Here is a 17078-nt window from a genome sequence, read left to right as displayed (position 1 = left end):
TTGCGGTCAAATTTTTCGGGTTTAGCGAGCCAGCCGAAATGTCAGATTGATCCGCTGTTGACCCAAGCGCGGATGCTGACCTTGCTTGATTGGCAATACGCCGTGGTAGCGCAATCGGTCGACGCCGCCCCAGACCACCATGTCACCGTGCAGCAGCGAAATTCGCCGGGTCTTGTCGCTGCGCGCAAAACCGCCGAACAGAAATATGGCTGGTAATCCGAGTGACAGGGAAACGATCGGCGCGGCGTAGTCCTTTTCGTCTTTATCCTGATGCAATGACATTTTTGCGCCGGGGACATAGCGATTGATCAGGCAGGAATCTGCATTGAAGCCAGAGAAACCAGCTCGCTCGGCTGCCGAATGCGCCAGAGCAGCGAAGGATTTCGGCATCTGCGGCCATGGCAGCCCGTTGAGCGGGTCGACAGCCGAATAACGATAGCCGCTGCGATCAGTGATCCAGCCCCGCTCACCGCAACTGCTGGTGCCGACAGACATGCTGAAACCGCCCGGTGTGACCATGTGGCGCAAGGGGGCCACTGCGAGAACGGCGTCCAGTGCCGGCAGCAATTGATCGACAATCGGCAGGGCGAAGCCGCGCAATAGCCAGGATTGTTCGCCAATCTGTTCGGCTCGGGCTTGTTGTTCGGGTTCGTGGTCAGCGAACAGGTCGAGAGTTGTTGAGGACATGGCCATCAGGTTGCGTCGTGAAAGATGATGCCTAGGGTATGCCTTTTTCCACTGTGCAGGCGACTGACACCGTGGCGCATGGTCACCCGATAATCACCGCGCACGCCTTTGACGGGGCGCTGATTCACGGCAAAGATCAGCGCATCACCTTTCGTCAGATCGAGTACGTGCGGGCGAGATTGCATGCGTGGGCGCTGCTCGGTGAGAACGAACTCTCCGCCGTTGAAGTCTTGCCCGGGTTCTGACAGAAGAATCGCCACTTGCAGCGGAAAAACCGATTCGCCGTACAGGTCCTGATGCAGGCAGTTGTAGTCCTGCGGGCCGTACTGCAACAGAAGAGGGGTAGGGCGTCGTTGACCGGCGGCATGGCAGCGCTGAAGAAACTCGGCGTGGTTCGCCGGAAAACGTTCGGGCAGGTGCATGCGTTCGTACCAGCGATTGGCCAAGGGGACCAAGCGCGGATACAACGCGCAGCGAAGGCGTTCTACCGGTGTCGGCAGCGGATATCGAAAGTATTTGTACTCGCCGCGACCGAAACCGTGGCGGGCCATGATGACCTGCGATCGAAACGGTTCGGTCTGTGGATACAGCGCACTCAGGTGATCGCAGGTTTCGGCCAGCAGCAGCGAACGGATGATCGCGTAGCCGTCCTGATCCAGTTGCTGCGCAAGGCTTGCCCAGTCGAGCGAATCCAGACGCGAGGGTGACATCGACATGCTGACTCCTTGACGCTTGGTCGAAGAAAGTCAGTCTAGGCAGGACGTAGCGGCAGAACACTCCGCCGCTTGCGGTCGAATTCCTGTCGATGCTTACAGCGCTTTGCTGACGGCGATCTCGCTGATCACATCATCTTTGCCGTGGATCGCGTCAAGCGCAGCCTTGGCTTCTTCTTCAGTGCCGTTTTCCAGCTGCGCGAACTCGAAGCGGCGTTCACCGTTGAGTTTGTACTTGATGACATATTTGGTTGTTTGGGCCACGGTCATGCTTTCCTTTCTGGTCGGACGGCGTGTCTCAGCTGAGTTTGGTGCTGGAGCGACGGATGATCTTGATCGAGTGGGTCAGCGTCGGCTTGCGGGTTACGCTGATCGCACGGCGGTTGACCGTGTCTATGGTGATGTTCCAGAAACCGGTGCTCGGCGCGGTGATACGGGCCGGGAAGGTGTCGAAGGCGCCGCCGTGATAGGTGTGACGGCCGCCATTTTTGAAGCTGCGGAAGTTAGCGTCGTTCATCAGACGGATATTGCACATTTGCGAGCATTGAATGACGACGATGTCGTCTTCGTTGAGGTGTTCGCGCTGGTGAATGAATTTCATGGGCGCCTCCAGAAGGGCTTTTTCTACAAAATCAAAACGATAGCTTGTAATTGCGCGCAGTTTATCAGCCTGCACGGGTTATTATCTGGCCGTCGGGCGTTGGTTTGACAATTTTGAACAGATATTCGCAATCGGATGCGGGTTAAATGCAGAAGGCCCCGGAGAAAAACGGCATTTGTGCTGTCGGACGGTCTTTAACGGAGGTTTTGTATGAAGTGGGGTGTGGTGTGTCTGCCGTTGATTCTGGCTGTGGGTGGTTGTGCGAGTGTTTCCGAAATCAATGAAACGCTGCCGACCATGAGCGTGATCTCCGGCAAGAAACCCCATGAATATGCCCAGTGTCTGGCCGATAAACTGGCAGACAGCCGCGGCGCGCTGCAAGTACAGCCGCACAAGGACGGGGTTCAGGTCATCGTACCGGGGAAACTTTCTACCGGCGCAGCCGCGGTGTTTGATATCGAAGATCGCTCCGGTGGCAGCAGCATCAAGTTGCATGAGCGCATGTCGAACGTGCCGGTTCGCCCGCGTGACGTGCAAAAGGCCGCCAATGCGTGTATTTCCGGCTGATAGACTGACCGTCATCAGCACCGATGCCGTCGCAGTCATGCTGTGACGGCATTTTCATTTCTGGAGTCGCGATGAAGCGAGAGCAAGTACGGGAGCGCCACGTAGAGGGCCTGATCTCTGCCACCCATGTCATCCAGAACCCGGCGAATCCGGGTGAGTGGATCGTGTTTTTCAAGAAGAGCGCCGGGCGCAGCTACTTTCTGGTCGACGATAACGACGAAGTCGAATCCTTCAACCGTCTCGACGATCTGATCGAAGTCGTTCGTGGACTCGGGATCAAGTTCGCCGAAATTCATATGTAAGGTCTATTTGCAGACCACGACAACGCTGCGGTTCTTGTAGTTGCCGACATCAACGCCCAGGGTTTTGTCACTTTCCTTGGGCTGGGGTGTGCCGTCGGTGCCAACGATTCGGTAGCCAGTGCCCGCGCAGGAGGCATCGGCTTTTTCATAGCAGGTCGCCCAGGAATTCGCTTCACCGGAGCAATCGATCGACAGCCCCTGTTCACCATTGTTCAGGTATGTGGGTTGGGAGGTGGCGCAACCGGCCAGTGCCAATACCGCGATCAGGGGCAGCCATTTTTTCAGATTCATGTTTGTGGTCTTCAGCGAGGGAGGGACTAGACGCTCTGACAGCGCCGGTGTGAAAAGGTTATAGCGTTTGGCCACTTGTTTGTAGGTGGGCACAAAAAAGCCCTGCGCAAGGGCAGGGCTTGGGGTGTCGCAGTCGATCAGTCCTGATCTTTGCCACGGCGCTTGGCCGATGCCGGAGTGTCGGTGAACACTGCCGCTACATCGGTCGCCATTTGCTCGCTGTCGAAAGGCCCGGCGATGTGCTCGCCATTGGTCGTGGTCAGCGTCCACTTGCCGTCTTTCTTGTCGATCACATACCCGTTGACGATTTTTACCGCGGCCATCTATCTGTCTCGTTCGCTGGTTCAAAGGCGCCATGATACCGGCAAATGCTCGCATTGGGGGGCGATGAGCGTATGGTGATTCAGTTTGTCGACTGCTTTGAGCTACGCTGATCTGGCTGCGCCAGGATGTCGATGGAACTATCGGCGAGAATATTTCTCTATGTTGGCATCGGTTAGCCAGTGCGGGGCATTGTAAGGTGCACGCCGCCTGATTAGACTGCGCCGAAACTCGTACACACAGCCCTTTCAAGGACTTATATGATCAAGAAATGCTTGTTCCCAGCAGCCGGTTACGGTACTCGCTTCCTGCCAGCGACTAAAGCCATGCCTAAAGAAATGCTGCCGGTGGTAAACAAGCCACTGATCCAGTACGGCGTTGAAGAAGCTCTGGACGCTGGCCTGACGGAAATCTCCATCGTGACCGGTCGTGGCAAGCGTGCTCTGGAAGACCACTTCGACATCAGCTACGAGCTGGAAAACCAGATCAAAGGCACCGACAAAGAGAAATACCTGGTCGGTATCCGCAAACTGCTCGACTCGTGCTCGTTCTCCTACACCCGTCAAACCGAAATGAAAGGTCTGGGCCACGCGATCCTCACTGGTCGCCCGCTGATCGGTGACGAACCGTTCGCCGTGGTCCTGGCGGACGACCTGTGCGTCAACCTCGAAGGCGACGGCGTACTGACCCAGATGGTCAAGCTGTACAAGCAGTTCCGTTGCTCGATCATCGCCATCCAGGAAGTCGATCCGCAGGAAACCAGCAAGTACGGCGTTATCGCCGGCGAGATGATCCGCGACGACATCTACCGCGTTCACAGCATGGTCGAGAAGCCAAAGCCGGAAGACGCGCCGTCGAACCTGGCTATCATCGGTCGTTACATCCTGACTCCGGACATCTTCGACCTGATCGAACAAACCGAGCCAGGCAAGGGCGGCGAAATCCAGATCACCGACGCCCTGATGAAACAAGCTCAGAACGGCTGCGTGATGGCCTACAAGTTCAAAGGCAAGCGTTTCGACTGCGGTGGCGCTGAAGGCTACATCGAAGCGACCAACTTCTGCTTCGAGAACTTCTATAAGACTGGCAAGGCTTACTAAGAGCGCTTGATTGGTCTGTAAGAAAAACCCGCTTCGGCGGGTTTTTTCATTTTGCGCCCCCATATGACTGGCAGCGCTTGCCCAATGGGTGGCTGCAGGTATGCTGATCCCCTGCCGAGGAGATAGAGATGGCCTACGATTTTGACCTTTATGTGATTGGTGCCGGTTCCGGCGGTGTGCGCGCTGCGCGTTTTGCGGCCGGTTTCGGTGCGAAAGTGGCGGTGGCGGAGAGCCGTTATCTGGGCGGGACCTGCGTCAATGTCGGCTGTGTGCCGAAAAAGCTGCTGGTGTACGGCGCGCATTTCGCCGAAGACTTTGAGCAGGCGTCCGGTTTTGGCTGGAGCCTGGGCGAAGCGAATTTCGACTGGGCGACGCTGATCGCCAACAAGGATCGTGAGATCAATCGCCTCAACGGCATCTATCGCAATCTGCTGGTCAACAGCGGCGTGACCTTGCATGAAGCGCACGCGAAGATCGTTGGCCCGCATGAAGTTGAAGTGAATGGTGAGCGTTTTACAGCGAAAAACATTCTGATCGCTACCGGTGGCTGGCCGCAGATTCCGGAGATTCCGGGGCGCGAGCACGCGATCGGTTCCAATGAGGCGTTCTTCCTCAAGGAGCTGCCAAAGCGTGTACTGGTGGTTGGCGGCGGTTACATCGCCGTCGAATTTGCCGGGATCTTCCACGGCCTTGGCGCGAACACCACGCTGCTGTATCGCGGCGATCTGTTCCTGCGCGGCTTCGATGGTTCGGTGCGCAAGCATTTGCAGGAAGAGCTCACCAAGCGTGGTCTGGACCTGCGGTTCAATGCCGACATCGCGCGTATCGACAAGCAGGTCGATGGCAGTTTGAAAGCCACCCTTAAAGATGGTCGTGTGCTGGAGGCGGATTGCGTGTTCTACGCCACGGGTCGGCGTCCGATGCTCGACAATCTGGGGCTGGAAAACACCGATGTGCAGCTCAACGACAAAGGCTTCATCAAAGTCGACGAGCAGTATCAGACCAGCGAGCCATCGATTCTGGCGCTGGGCGATGTCATTGGTCGTGTGCAACTGACGCCGGTGGCGCTGGCTGAAGGGATGGCTGTGGCACGACGTCTGTTCAAGCCAGAGCAATACCGTCCGGTGGATTACAAGATGATCCCGACGGCGGTGTTCAGCCTGCCGAACATCGGCACGGTCGGTTTGACCGAAGAAGAAGCGCGCGAGGCTGGCCACGACGTGGTGATTTTCGAAAGCCGGTTCCGGCCTATGAAGCTTACCCTGACCGAATGCCAGGAAAAAACCCTGATGAAACTGGTGGTCGACGGCAAGACCGACAAAGTCCTCGGCTGCCACATGGTCGGCCCGGACGCTGGTGAGATCGTCCAGGGCCTGGCGATTGCCTTGAAAGCTGGCGCAACCAAGCGCGACTTCGACGACACGATCGGGGTGCACCCGACGGCCGCCGAGGAGTTCGTCACCATGCGTACGCCGGTCGGCGCTTAAGCGTCTTTCGGCTTGGCTGAGTCTGGCGCTGCCGCAACGGCAGCCGCCAGACGCTGGCTTTCTTCCAGGCTTGCCTGAGCCTTATTCAATTCCTTTTCCAGTGACTGGTTGAGCAGCGTCTGCTCCTCGATGCTCTGTTTGAGTGTCTGGCTTTCCAGCGTGGCCACGCGCAGGCGTTCCTGGAGGAGGGTGCGTTCGCTGTCGACGCGGGTCGCTTGCTCCAGCAATTGGTCCTGACGCTGATTACTCTGCTTGAGCTGATCCTGCAGCAGACTCAGTTCGCGCTGCGTGCCACGGTTTTCCGTGAGCAGGCGTTCGTTGTCGCGGTGCAGTTGCGTGATCTCGTCCTGACGAACCAGTGCGCTTTGCTGCGCCTGACGCAGTTCGGCCTGAATCTGTTGCACCTGCGCTTCGTGGCGGCTCTGTTCCTGCTCGCGCTGCTCTTTGCTGGCGTTGCGGTAGTGCTCCAGCGCGTCACGGGCATGCAGGTGTTTTTCTTCCAGCGAGCGGATCTGCTCGTCCTTGTCCTGCAAGCGCAACTCAAAGTCGGCCAATGCCTGATTCAGCCCGGCATTGCGGGTCTGCTCGGTTTGCAGCATCGAGCGTGTGTTGTTCAGCGCTTCGGATTCACGTGCCAGTGCAGCGCCTTGAATGTCGTGCTCGTGTTCGAGCTTTTCCAGTGCCTGACGCGTCTGTTGCAGCTCCGACTCCAGTGCTTCGCGCTGCTCCTCGAACTGCTCGCGGGCTTGCTCGATGGGCTCTTGCGCTTGTTCTTTGAGGCGTTGGGCGAGCCTGGAGACGAGGGCGGTCAATTCGTCATCGATAGGCTCAGCCGAGGCTTCAACGGGCTGAGCGCCGTCATCCAGTTCTTTCAAATAGCGATGGATCGTGGTTTTCGAGCCGGTGTTGCCCATTTCAATGCGTACTGCATCGATGCTCGGGTGTTCGCCACGGGCGAGGATCGCTGTGCGCGCGATCTGCACCAGTGCTTTGGTAATGCCGCCACGGGCCATGTGAACTCCTACGGTTACGTACTGTGGTACATGCCACTAAAGTACGCAGTGTACCATCTCAAAAATAAAGATAAACCTTTGATAACCAAGGCACGGGATATACTGGTATTACCCAGTGTCAGACGGCAAAATGCGTTTCTGCATCCCTGTCTCAGTACGCCAGCGAGAAAACAGCCCATGAGCGATCTGGATCGCTATCTGCAAGCCGCCACCCGTGACAACACGCGCCGTAGCTATCGCGCGGCCATCGAGCATTTTGAAGTGAAGTGGGGCGGATTCTTGCCGGCGACGGCTGACAGCGTCGCGCGGTATCTGGTGGCGCACGCCGAGGAGTTGTCGATCAATACGTTGAAACTGCGTCTGTCGGCGCTGGCGCAGTGGCACAACAGCCAAGGGTTTGCAGACCCGACCAAGGCGCCGGTGGTGCGCAAGGTTTTCAAAGGGATTCGGGCTTTGCATCCAGCGCAGGAGAAACAGGCTGAGCCGTTGCAGTTGCAGGATTTGCAGCGCGTCATCGACTGGCTGGAGCATGAGGCGCAAACCGCAAAAGAGCAGCAGGATCGTCCGTCACTGCTTAAGGCTTATCGTGATCGCGCCTTGATCCTGCTGGGATTCTGGCGCGGCTTCCGCAGCGATGAGTTGTGTCGCTTGCAAATCGAACACGTGCAAGCGCATGCCGGCAAAGGCATCACCTTGTATTTACCACGCAGCAAGGGTGATCGGGAAAATCTCGGGCAGACCTATCAAGCGCCGGCGCTGCTCAAGCTGTGCCCGGTGCAGGCCTATATCGACTGGATCACCGAAGCGGCGCTGGTACGCGGCCCGGTTTTCCGCAGCATCGACCGCTGGGGCAATCTGAATGAGGAGGGCCTGCACGCCAACAGCATCATTCCTTTGCTGCGCCAGGCGTTGCAGCGTGCCGGCATTGCCGCCGAAAACTACACCAGCCACTCCCTGCGTCGCGGCTTTGCCACGTGGGCACACCAAAGTGGCTGGGATCTGAAATCGTTGATGAGTTACGTCGGCTGGAAGGATATGAAGTCCGCGATGCGCTATGTTGAAGCCAGCCCATTCCAGGGGATGGCTCGGATTACGGATAAACCGGCTACGTCGTAGAGATCGTTTTCTTCTATTAATACAGTCAGCTAATAGCGAAAACAAATCAGCAGCATCAGGTTTGCCAATGAGCCATCCGTCGAGTGAGTGGGTAGGATTCACCCATCGAATTCACAACCCTGACGGAGAGTCATCAATGCCTATCATCAACAGCCAAGTAAAACCGTTCAAAGCTACCGCGTTCAAAAACGGCGACTTCGTTCAAGTCTCGGACGCTGACCTGAAAGGCAAGTGGTCGGTTGTATTCTTCTACCCAGCCGACTTCACCTTCGTTTGCCCAACCGAGCTGGAAGACCTGGCTGACAACTACGCTGCTTTCCAGAAACTGGGCGTAGAGATCTACAGCGTTTCCACCGACACCCACTTTGCCCACGCTGCCTGGCACAACACTTCGCCAGCCATTGGCAAAATCGAATACACCATGATCGGCGACCCGACCCACGTCATCTCCCGCAACTTCGACGTGCTGATCGAAGATGCTGGTCTGGCTGACCGTGGCACCTTCGTGATCAACCCTGAAGGCCAGATCAAAATCGTTGAACTGAACGATGGCGGCGTTGGCCGTGACGCTTCCGAGCTGCTGCGCAAGATCAAGGCTGCTCAGTACGTTGCTGCTCACCCAGGCGAAGTTTGCCCAGCCAAGTGGAAAGAAGGCGAGGCCACTCTGGCGCCGTCCCTGGACCTGGTCGGCAAGATCTAAGTCTGTGACACGCAACTCAGGGCGGTACGCCGCACCTTCTTAAGTACGCTGCACCGCCCAATAAAAATGCCCGGGCGAGATTCGCTCGGGCTTTTTTTCGCCTCAAATAAAGGAAATCGCCCGTATGTTGGACGCCAATCTTAAAGCCCAGTTGAAATCGTACCTGGAACGGGTCACCCAGCCGATCGAGATCGTTGCCTCCCTCGACGACGGTGCGAAATCCCGTGAAATGCTGGAACTGCTGAAAGACGTTGCCAGTCTTTCGAGCCAAATTACCTTGATCGACAGCGGTGACGATACACGCAAGCCATCGTTCTCGATCAACCGCCCGGGCGCCGACATCAGTCTGCGTTTCGCCGGCATCCCGATGGGCCACGAGTTCACCTCGCTGGTGCTGGCCCTGCTGCAAGTCGGCGGCCACCCATCGAAAGCCAGTGTTGAAGTGATCGAGCAGATCCGCTCGCTCAAAGGCCAGTTCAGCTTCGAGACGTATTTCTCGCTGTCCTGCCAGAACTGCCCGGACGTGGTCCAGGCGCTGAACCTGATGGCCGTGCTCAACCCGAACATCCGCCACGTCGCCATCGACGGCGCGTTGTTCCAGGACGAAGTCAACGATCGCAAGATCATGGCCGTGCCGAGCATCTACCTCAACGGTGAGAACTTTGGTCAAGGCCGCATGGGTCTGGAAGAAATCCTCGCCAAACTCGACACCGGCGCGATCGAGCGCCAGGCTGAGAAAATCAGCGCCAAAGAGGCCTTTGATGTGTTGGTCGTCGGTGGTGGCCCGGCCGGTGCGTCGGCAGCGATTTACGCTGCACGTAAAGGTATCCGCACTGGCGTCGCCGCTGAGCGTTTCGGCGGGCAGGTGCTCGACACCATGGCCATCGAGAACTTCATTTCCGTACAGGAAACCGAAGGGCCGAAACTGGCCACGGCGCTGGAAGAACACGTCAAACAGTACGACGTCGACATCATGAACCTGCAACGCGCCGACAAGTTGATCCCGGGCAAAAACGGCGAGCTGCACGAAGTCCGTTTCTCCAGCGGCGCGACCCTCAAAGCCAAGAGCGTGATTCTCGCGACCGGTGCGCGCTGGCGTGAAATGAACGTGCCGGGCGAGCAGGAATACCGCAACAAAGGCGTGGCATACTGCCCGCACTGTGACGGTCCGCTGTTCAAAGGCAAGCGCGTGGCGGTGATCGGCGGCGGTAACTCCGGCGTTGAAGCGGCCATCGATCTGGCCGGCATTGTCTCGCACGTCACGCTGCTGGAGTTCGACGTACAGCTGCGCGCCGACGCCGTATTGCAGCGCAAACTGCACAGCCTGCCGAACGTCACGGTGATCACCAGTGCGCAAACCACTGAAGTCACCGGCAATGGCGAGAAGGTCAACGGCCTGCGCTACAAGGATCGCAACACCGATGAGTTGCGTACCGTCGAGCTGGAAGGGATCTTCGTGCAGATCGGTTTGCTGCCGAATACTGACTGGCTGAAGGGCACCATCGAGTTGTCGCCGCGTGGCGAGATCATCGTCGACAACCGGGGTGAAACGTCGATTCCGGGTATCTTCGCTGCCGGCGACGTGACCACCGTGCCGTACAAGCAGATCGTGATCGCGGTGGGCGAGGGCGCCAAGGCTTCGTTGAGTGCTTTCGATCACCTGATCCGCACTTCGGCTCCGGCGTAAGCGTCCAGCCAGAAATGAAAAAACCCGTGAGCGATCACGGGTTTTTTATTGCATCTGAAAAGCTGCCCCTCACCCCAGCCCTCTCCCGAAGGAGAGGGAGCCGACCGAGGTGTCTGGCGCTGTCCGTCGACCTGAAAGATCCAGTCGATTATGGATTCAATGCCAATCGTTCAAGTCGGCGTAATTCTCCAATATCCCCCAATCAGCTCCCTCTCCCTCCAGGAGAGGGAGCCGATCGAGATGTCCGAAGTGGGGTGTCGATCTGTAAAACCTGATCGATTATGGATTCAACGCCAATCGTTCAAGTCGGCGTAATTCTCCAATATCCCCCAATCAGTTCCCTCTCCCTATGGGAGAGGGTTAGGGTGATGGGCTTTTCAGTCTTTACAGCGGCGCAGGCTGAATGATCTCGACCCAGTAACCATCCGGATCCTTGATGAAAGCCAGGCTCTTCATGCGGCCATCGGTCAGGCGCTTCTGGAAGTCGCAGCCCAACTCTTCAAAGCGCGCACAGGCCGCGACGATATCCGGCACCGAAATGCAGATATGACCAAAACCACGCGGGTCGGTATTGCCGTTGTGATAGGCAAAATCCGCATCGTTTTCGGTGCCGTGGTTATGGGTCAATTCGAGAATGCCCGGGATCGATTTCATCCACTCAGTGCGGGCAGCCGCGTCGGCCGGGATCTGCGCTTTGTCGACCAGTGCGAGGAAGTACAGGCTGAACTCGGCTTCCGGGAAATCGCGTTTCTCCACCAGCGAGAAGCCCAGGACGCGGGTGTAGAAGTCCAGGGATTTGGTGATGTCTTTGACGCGCAACATGGTGTGGTTGAAAACGAAGTTGCGGGTTGCGCTGTCTGGGGTGGCGGTGACGCCGGGGAACGTATTGAGTTCGTGCAGGCTCATGGGCCCTCCAATAACTATGGGCGAGTGAATGGACGCAATGATACGCATGCCTGTCGGCATCGCCAAATGAAAGGGCAGGCTTGCCCTGCGTGCGGGCGAGCCTCAGACTTTACGGCTCAATCTGCGAGTGCGTCCGGCAATGATCCGACTGTTCAAATCCGTGTTTGTTTTTTTTGTGTTGTCGCTTGTGGCGGTCTGCGCGTCAGCGGACGAACCAAGCATTACCTGGCCAGCCGGTTGGCAAGTCGAGGCGCTGCCCGAGGCAGCTGCACAGGTTTCCCGTCAGCGCGCGGTCAAGAATGACGCCGATGGCAATCAGGTGATGGTCATGGAATTGACCATGACTCATGTCGAAGCAGGGCATCAGGTCAATTTGCAGGGCGTGCTGCTGGAGATGCGCAAGTCGATACAGAAGGACTTTTTCCAGAGCGGTTACCAAAGTGTCTGCAACAAAGTGCATCCGGCGACGCTGGGTACTTTGCCGGCACTGGAAACCACTTGCACCATCACCGAAAACGGTCGGCATGTGTTGTCGCAAACCCTAGTGGCGGCAGTCAAGGCGGACAAGGCTTATGTTCTTTCCTACGCCGGGCAAGCTGAGATTTATAAGGCCAGCGCAGACGAGATAGTGGCGCTGAGAAACAGCTTGAAACTTTAAGGTGCTGTACTCTTCACGGAGAAGGTTAGATACCCGAACGGATTAAGCACAAAGTTTAATGGCGGCCTTGATCGCAACATCGCGCCGCAAAATGTTTAGCTTTATGACTCAGCAACGTTACAGAAAACCCGCAACTTGTTCGATGAAATTCATTTCATTTGTTAGATATTGTCAACAAAAAAGCCCTGCGTCATGCAGGGCTTTTTTGTTGGCGTTGGATTAACCGCGCAACCAGGAATCAACGGTGGCTGCACCGTATTGTTCCTTCCAGGCTTTCAGGCCACGGTGATTGCCGCCCTTGGTTTCGATCAGTTCACCGGTATGCGGATTCTGATAAACCTTGACCACGCGAGCGCGGCGGGTTTTAGGGGCTGCAGAGGTCTGCAAAGCGGATTTTGCCGGGTTCGGATCGAGGATGGCGACGATGTCCTTCAGGCCTTTGCCGTAGGTTTTCATCAGCCCCTGGAGCTTTTCTTCGAATTCGATTTCTTTCTTGAGCCCGGCATCGTTCTTCAGCGATTCCAGCTGTTTGAGCTGTTCCTGAAGGGCCTTTTCAGCTGCACGAAATTCAGCGAGTCTGGACAATATCTTTACTCCAATAGTGTGTTTGGCTGATACCAACCGCAAACAAAGCTAATAAGCCAAGAGCCTTGAAGCGACTCGGTGATAAATGGCTCCCCTGCCAATCTTGCTCAGGTTGAAAAAATTGTAGTAGTTAATGCGCCAAGAGTAAATCCTGATGTTGTCCTCATGTAACAACAGCGGTCTTTTGTATCAATTTGGTGCGCCTGGCCGGTACGCTCGTCTTAATCCGGCTTAGTTAATGGTGAGTTAATGCGCTGATGAATTCCGTAGCCGGCATCGGTTTGCCGAACAGATACCCTTGCAGGAAGTTGACGTGATGTGCGGTCAGATAATCGGCTTGCGCCTGAGTTTCGACACCTTCGGCAACAATACCCAGATCAAGCTTGGCCGACAGGTCGATAATGGTATCGAGAATGTGTCGGGACAACGCATCGACACCGATCATGGCGACGAAACTCTGATCGATCTTGAGGAAATCCACATTGAATTTGCGCAAGTAGCCCAGGCTTGAGTGGCCGGTGCCGAAGTCGTCAATCGCGATCTTCACGCCCAGCGCGTGCAGTTGCTCGAACAGCTGGCGAGTGATGTCGGTCGGCTCGATCAATTCGCGCTCGGTCAACTCCAGCACCAGGTTGATGCTGTCGGCGGCGAACGCGGCGAGAAACGTTCGACAATCCTCCACCAGTTCCAGGTCTTTGCAATGGCTCGCGGTGATATTGATGCCGATATGAAATGGCGCGGTGAACGTTGCTGATAGCGGCCCCAGCAGCGCGGCAGTTTGTTGCATCAGGGCGCGGGTCATCGGCACGATCAACCCCGAATGCTCGGCGAATGGAATAAACAGATCCGGACGTACCAGGCCTTCTTTCGGGTGAGTCCAGCGCATCAACACTTCAGCTCCCGACCATGCCTTGCTGTCGCCATGCACCACGGGCTGGAAGTAGGGAATGAACTCGCCAGCCTCGAGCGCGCGGAGCATTTCGTGGCTCGGTGAAGTGGAGCGCTTCTGCAGGACATGGCCGATGGCCCCCGACACCACGCCAAAAAAAATCAGCAGACTGAACAGCGGCGGATATTCATCGACCATGTAGCGCCAGGTTTCGCCCTCGGGAAACCCGGCAGAAACACTGAACGCATAACGGGAGGAGGCTAGGGTGTTTTGCGCTATCGGCAGCGTGGGGAGGGTACCGGTGTGGACTTTGCCGTCGCCCGACAGCCAGTTATCGCCCACTTGCAGCACCAGCAACATGTGCCGGCCGATCAAACGCAACATGTTGCTTAGATGGTAACCGTCCAGTGTCGTCAATGCGCCGCCGCGACCTTCGCTGAGCCGATAAACCAACAGCGCGGTGTTGGGGGTGACCGGATTGCCGTTCATCAGCCACAACTTGCCCTGGTTGTAGTCGCCCGCGTTGACGGCTTCCTTGAAGTCGCCAAACAAAGAGCTGCAATAAAGGTTGTCGTCCCACACCAGATTGGTCGAGCGCACGAACGGGCGGCGGGTTACTTGCTCGCGCAAGGCGAGTTTGACGTTTTCGCAATTCTGACCGGCCAATGGCAGCAATTCGCGCGCCGCTTGCGCGGTGTTGTCGAGCATCAACTCGAACTGGTGCAGCGCCTCTTCGGCGGTCTGTTGTGAGCCTTGCTCCAGCGTGCGTCCGGCCTGCATGTAAAGAATGGCGCTGCCCAGCAGCACCGGAAGCAAACCGCTGAACAGCGTGACGGCGATGCGGGTGCTGCGTTTGCGGCGGGGTCTGACGGTCAACGGCATGGGCGCATCCTGTTGCGGGGGAGTGGGACTCTCGAACGCAGGCCGGATAACGGCGCGCCGCTGAAAAGCATAGTGCAACAAAGCCCTTGCGCCGGGCGCCAAAAAGCGGATTTTATAGGGAGGGCAGACAAGCCTATTTACGCTGTGTAGAATCGGGTTACGCATACAATAATAATCGTCTTCTGGCAGCAGAAGCCTCGCCCGCAAGAGCCTTGGGTCGACAATGAAGATATTCGGGTTTCAACTGATCTACGGTGACTTCCTCGCCCGCAGTGTGCGTGGCATCTCCTGTGCGCCACCCACCGACCTCGCATGACTGACAAATAACCCTGGTTAATTGATAAGAAATGATGAGGCGCCACCATGGCAGATTTATACGAAAACCCAATGGGCCTGATGGGCTTTGAATTCATTGAGCTCGCATCGCCGGTGCCGGGCACCCTGGAGCCGATCTTCGAGATCATGGGCTTCACCAAAGTCGCGACCCACCGCTCCAAGAACGTGCACCTGTACCGTCAAGGCGCAATCAACCTGATCCTCAACAACGAACCGAACAGCGTGGCGTCGTACTTCGCCGCCGAACACGGCCCATCCGTGTGCGGCATGGCGTTCCGCGTCAAGGATTCGCAAAAAGCCTACAACCGCGCACTGGAACTCGGCGCTCAGCCGATCCATATCGAAACCGGTCCGATGGAGCTGAACCTGCCGGCGATCAAAGGCATTGGCGGCGCGCCGCTGTACCTGATCGACCGTTTCGGCGAAGGCAGCTCGATCTATGACATCGACTTCGTGTTCCTCGAAGGCGTTGATCGCAACCCGGTCGGTGCCGGCCTGAAGATCATCGACCACCTGACCCACAACGTCTATCGCGGTCGCATGGCCTACTGGGCGAACTTCTACGAGAAGCTGTTCAACTTCCGCGAGATCCGTTACTTCGACATCAAGGGCGAGTACACCGGCCTGACCTCGAAAGCGATGACCGCACCGGACGGCATGATCCGCATCCCGTTGAACGAAGAGTCGTCCAAAGGCGCTGGCCAGATAGAAGAGTTCCTGATGCAGTTCAACGGTGAGGGCATCCAGCACGTTGCGTTCCTCACCGATGACCTGATCAAGACCTGGGATCAGTTAAAGAAGATCGGCATGCGTTTCATGACCGCGCCGCCAGATACTTACTACGAAATGCTCGAAGGTCGCCTGCCGAACCACGGCGAGCCGGTTGATCAGCTGCAATCGCGCGGCATCCTGCTCGACGGCGCCTCGGAGCAGGGCGATAAGCGCCTGCTCCTGCAGATCTTTTCGGAAACCCTGATGGGCCCGGTGTTCTTCGAATTCATCCAGCGCAAAGGCGATGATGGTTTCGGCGAAGGCAACTTCAAGGCCCTGTTCGAGTCGATCGAGCGCGATCAGGTGCGTCGTGGTGTGCTTGCCACTGAGTAATCCGCCACTGAAATGAAAAAATCCCGGCCTGCTGAAATGCAGAGTCGGGATTTTTTTTGTAGATCAAAAGATCGCAGCCTTCGGCAGCTCCTACAGGAAAAACGCATTCCAAATGTAGGAGCTGCCGAAGGCTGCGATCTTTCGCTTTTAAGGACGGCGTTGGCGCATCAGGTGTTTGAAGCCTTCGAAGACCAGCACCACAACGGCCAGCCAGATCGGAATATACGTCAGCCACTCCCCGGACTTGATGCTCTCACCGAGCAACAACGCCACACCGAGCAACAGCACCGGCTCAACATAACTCAACAAGCCAAACAGACTGAACGGCAGCAAGCGGCTGGCAATGATGTACACCACCAGTGCCGACGCACTGATCAATCCCAGCAACGGAATCAGCCACATCAGCCCCGGGTACTGATCGAACACGCCGAAGCCTTGCTCGCCACCCTGCACAAACCAGTACGCCACCGGCAGCATCAGGGTCATGTCGACCCACAAGCCACCCAGGTTGTCAGTCTTGAGGTATTTGCGCAGCACGAAGTACAGCGGATAGCCGACCACCACCACCAGTGTTGCCCAGGAAAATCCGCCGACTTGATACAGCTCGTTCAAAACGCCCAGGGTGGCGAAGAACACCGCGATCTTTTGCAAATAAGACAGGCTCTCGCCGTAGGCAATCCGTCCGGTCAGCACCATCGCCAGTGGCAACAGAAAGTAGCCCAGCGACACGTCGAGGCTGTAGCCATTGAGCGGCGCCCACATGAACAGCCACAGTTGCACGCCGAGCAGGGCAGAGGAGACGAGCAGGCCGGCGATCAATTTCGGCTTTGCCGCCATCAACCGCACCAGCTCCAGCACCCGCCGCCATTCCCCGGACACCAGCATGAACACGGTCATGCACGGCACCGTCAGGAGCATCCGCCAGCCAAAGATCTCCACGCCGCTCAACGGTGTGAGCAACGAGGTGTAGTAATACATGACGGCAAACAGCACCGAGGCCGAAACCGATAGAGCGATACCTTTAGACAAACTGTCCTCGCGGGTTGATGGTCAAACGGGGCGCGAAGGATACGTGGTTTTTGTGCTGAATATTGGGCAGATGCTCAATATTCTTCACACATATACCGTCTAGG

Annotated in this window: 20 protein-coding genes; 9 read left to right on the top strand and 11 right to left on the bottom strand. The window is 57.0% G+C overall.

The annotated features are described in order from the left end of the window. Positions 1 to 21: 21 nt before the first annotated feature. From alkB to J0G10_RS17010, 4 genes are all read right to left on the bottom strand, one after another. A complete protein-coding gene (gene alkB / locus J0G10_RS17025) occupies positions 22 to 687 on the bottom strand; it encodes a DNA oxidative demethylase AlkB (protein WP_220556303.1) in 666 nt (221 codons plus the stop codon). Between the two features lie 5 nt (positions 688 to 692). Then, positions 693 to 1403: a 2OG-Fe(II) oxygenase gene (locus tag J0G10_RS17020; RefSeq protein ID WP_095126347.1), complete on the bottom strand. Its 711-nt coding sequence runs from the start codon at positions 1401 to 1403 to the stop codon at positions 693 to 695. 93 nt (positions 1404 to 1496) lie between these two features. Further along, complete coding sequence (locus J0G10_RS17015; RefSeq protein WP_176471335.1) at positions 1497 to 1664, bottom strand: hypothetical protein; 168 nt, start codon at positions 1662 to 1664, stop codon at positions 1497 to 1499. 34 nt (positions 1665 to 1698) lie between these two features. Next, the gene (locus J0G10_RS17010) at positions 1699 to 2001 is read right to left on the bottom strand and encodes a DUF1883 domain-containing protein (RefSeq protein WP_007912251.1); all 303 of its coding nucleotides are present in this window, start codon (positions 1999 to 2001) and stop codon (positions 1699 to 1701) included. A gap of 210 nt (positions 2002 to 2211) precedes the next feature. Here J0G10_RS17010 and J0G10_RS17005 point away from each other — a divergent pair, with 210 nt between their 5' ends. Both J0G10_RS17005 and J0G10_RS17000 read left to right on the top strand, forming a co-directional pair. After that, positions 2212 to 2568, top strand: coding sequence for a hypothetical protein (locus tag J0G10_RS17005; protein ID WP_095047784.1), 357 nt, complete (start codon positions 2212 to 2214; stop codon positions 2566 to 2568). A 71-nt stretch (positions 2569 to 2639) separates the two neighbouring features. After that, on the top strand, positions 2640 to 2870 hold the full coding sequence (locus J0G10_RS17000; protein ID WP_008082673.1) for a hypothetical protein: 231 nt from the start codon (positions 2640 to 2642) through the stop codon (positions 2868 to 2870). Between the two features lie 3 nt (positions 2871 to 2873). Here the strand turns inward: J0G10_RS17000 and J0G10_RS16995 are convergent, their stop codons facing one another. Both J0G10_RS16995 and J0G10_RS16990 read right to left on the bottom strand, forming a co-directional pair. Then, the gene (locus tag J0G10_RS16995; protein WP_093431076.1) at positions 2874 to 3161 is read right to left on the bottom strand and encodes a hypothetical protein; all 288 of its coding nucleotides are present in this window, start codon (positions 3159 to 3161) and stop codon (positions 2874 to 2876) included. Between the two features lie 137 nt (positions 3162 to 3298). Then, on the bottom strand, positions 3299 to 3484 hold the full coding sequence (locus J0G10_RS16990) for a hypothetical protein (RefSeq protein ID WP_090283267.1): 186 nt from the start codon (positions 3482 to 3484) through the stop codon (positions 3299 to 3301). 258 nt (positions 3485 to 3742) lie between these two features. Between J0G10_RS16990 and galU the strand changes: the two genes are divergently transcribed. Together galU and gorA are read left to right on the top strand one after the other, a co-directional pair. Beyond that, positions 3743 to 4582, top strand: a complete 840-nt coding sequence (gene galU / locus J0G10_RS16985) for a UTP--glucose-1-phosphate uridylyltransferase GalU (RefSeq protein ID WP_093431079.1) — start codon at positions 3743 to 3745, stop codon at positions 4580 to 4582. Positions 4583 to 4710: 128 nt separating this feature from the next. Then, positions 4711 to 6069 (top strand): glutathione-disulfide reductase, encoded by a 1359-nt coding sequence (gene gorA, locus J0G10_RS16980; RefSeq protein WP_186621413.1) that lies wholly within the window; start codon positions 4711 to 4713, stop codon positions 6067 to 6069. Here gorA and J0G10_RS16975 read toward each other — a convergent pair. Beyond that, on the bottom strand, positions 6066 to 7082 hold the full coding sequence (locus J0G10_RS16975) for a DNA-binding protein (protein ID WP_095047782.1): 1017 nt from the start codon (positions 7080 to 7082) through the stop codon (positions 6066 to 6068). The genes gorA and J0G10_RS16975 overlap by 4 nt on opposite strands. Before the next feature lie 177 nt (positions 7083 to 7259). On the opposite strand from J0G10_RS16975, the gene J0G10_RS16970 reads away from it, so the two are divergent. From J0G10_RS16970 to ahpF, 3 genes are all read left to right on the top strand, one after another. Further along, positions 7260 to 8198: a site-specific integrase gene (locus J0G10_RS16970; protein ID WP_095047781.1), complete on the top strand. Its 939-nt coding sequence runs from the start codon at positions 7260 to 7262 to the stop codon at positions 8196 to 8198. 136 nt (positions 8199 to 8334) lie between these two features. Continuing rightward, complete coding sequence (ahpC, locus tag J0G10_RS16965; protein WP_047602282.1) at positions 8335 to 8898, top strand: alkyl hydroperoxide reductase subunit C; 564 nt, start codon at positions 8335 to 8337, stop codon at positions 8896 to 8898. Positions 8899 to 9022: 124 nt separating this feature from the next. Continuing rightward, positions 9023 to 10585 (top strand): alkyl hydroperoxide reductase subunit F, encoded by a 1563-nt coding sequence (ahpF, locus tag J0G10_RS16960; protein WP_220556302.1) that lies wholly within the window; start codon positions 9023 to 9025, stop codon positions 10583 to 10585. A 384-nt stretch (positions 10586 to 10969) separates the two neighbouring features. On the opposite strand, the gene gloA is transcribed toward ahpF, so the two are convergent. Further along, positions 10970 to 11491: a lactoylglutathione lyase gene (gloA, locus tag J0G10_RS16955; RefSeq protein ID WP_007963339.1), complete on the bottom strand. Its 522-nt coding sequence runs from the start codon at positions 11489 to 11491 to the stop codon at positions 10970 to 10972. A gap of 139 nt (positions 11492 to 11630) precedes the next feature. Between gloA and J0G10_RS16950 the strand changes: the two genes are divergently transcribed. Continuing rightward, a complete protein-coding gene (locus tag J0G10_RS16950) occupies positions 11631 to 12149 on the top strand; it encodes a DUF4946 domain-containing protein (protein ID WP_220556301.1) in 519 nt (172 codons plus the stop codon). Positions 12150 to 12368: 219 nt separating this feature from the next. On the opposite strand, the gene J0G10_RS16945 is transcribed toward J0G10_RS16950, so the two are convergent. Together J0G10_RS16945 and J0G10_RS16940 are read right to left on the bottom strand one after the other, a co-directional pair. Then, positions 12369 to 12734, bottom strand: a complete 366-nt coding sequence (locus J0G10_RS16945) for a histone-like nucleoid-structuring protein, MvaT/MvaU family (RefSeq protein WP_093431101.1) — start codon at positions 12732 to 12734, stop codon at positions 12369 to 12371. Positions 12735 to 12969: 235 nt separating this feature from the next. Next, the gene (locus tag J0G10_RS16940) at positions 12970 to 14505 is read right to left on the bottom strand and encodes an EAL domain-containing protein (protein ID WP_095047778.1); all 1536 of its coding nucleotides are present in this window, start codon (positions 14503 to 14505) and stop codon (positions 12970 to 12972) included. 363 nt (positions 14506 to 14868) lie between these two features. On the opposite strand from J0G10_RS16940, the gene hppD reads away from it, so the two are divergent. Beyond that, positions 14869 to 15945 carry a 4-hydroxyphenylpyruvate dioxygenase gene (gene hppD, locus J0G10_RS16935; RefSeq protein ID WP_093431113.1) on the top strand — a complete coding sequence of 359 codons (1077 nt, stop codon included), beginning with the start codon at positions 14869 to 14871 and terminating at the stop codon, positions 15943 to 15945. A gap of 147 nt (positions 15946 to 16092) precedes the next feature. Here hppD and rarD read toward each other — a convergent pair whose 3' ends face one another. Further along, positions 16093 to 16974, bottom strand: a complete 882-nt coding sequence (gene rarD / locus J0G10_RS16930; RefSeq protein ID WP_220556300.1) for an EamA family transporter RarD — start codon at positions 16972 to 16974, stop codon at positions 16093 to 16095. Between the last annotated feature and the right edge of the window lie 104 nt (positions 16975 to 17078).

Source organism: Pseudomonas germanica (assembly GCF_019614655.1).
GTDB classification, from domain to species: Bacteria; Pseudomonadota; Gammaproteobacteria; order Pseudomonadales; family Pseudomonadaceae; genus Aquipseudomonas; species Aquipseudomonas neuropathica.
Note: the sequence above shows the minus strand (reverse complement) of the source record. Positions and strands in the feature narration are given on the sequence as shown.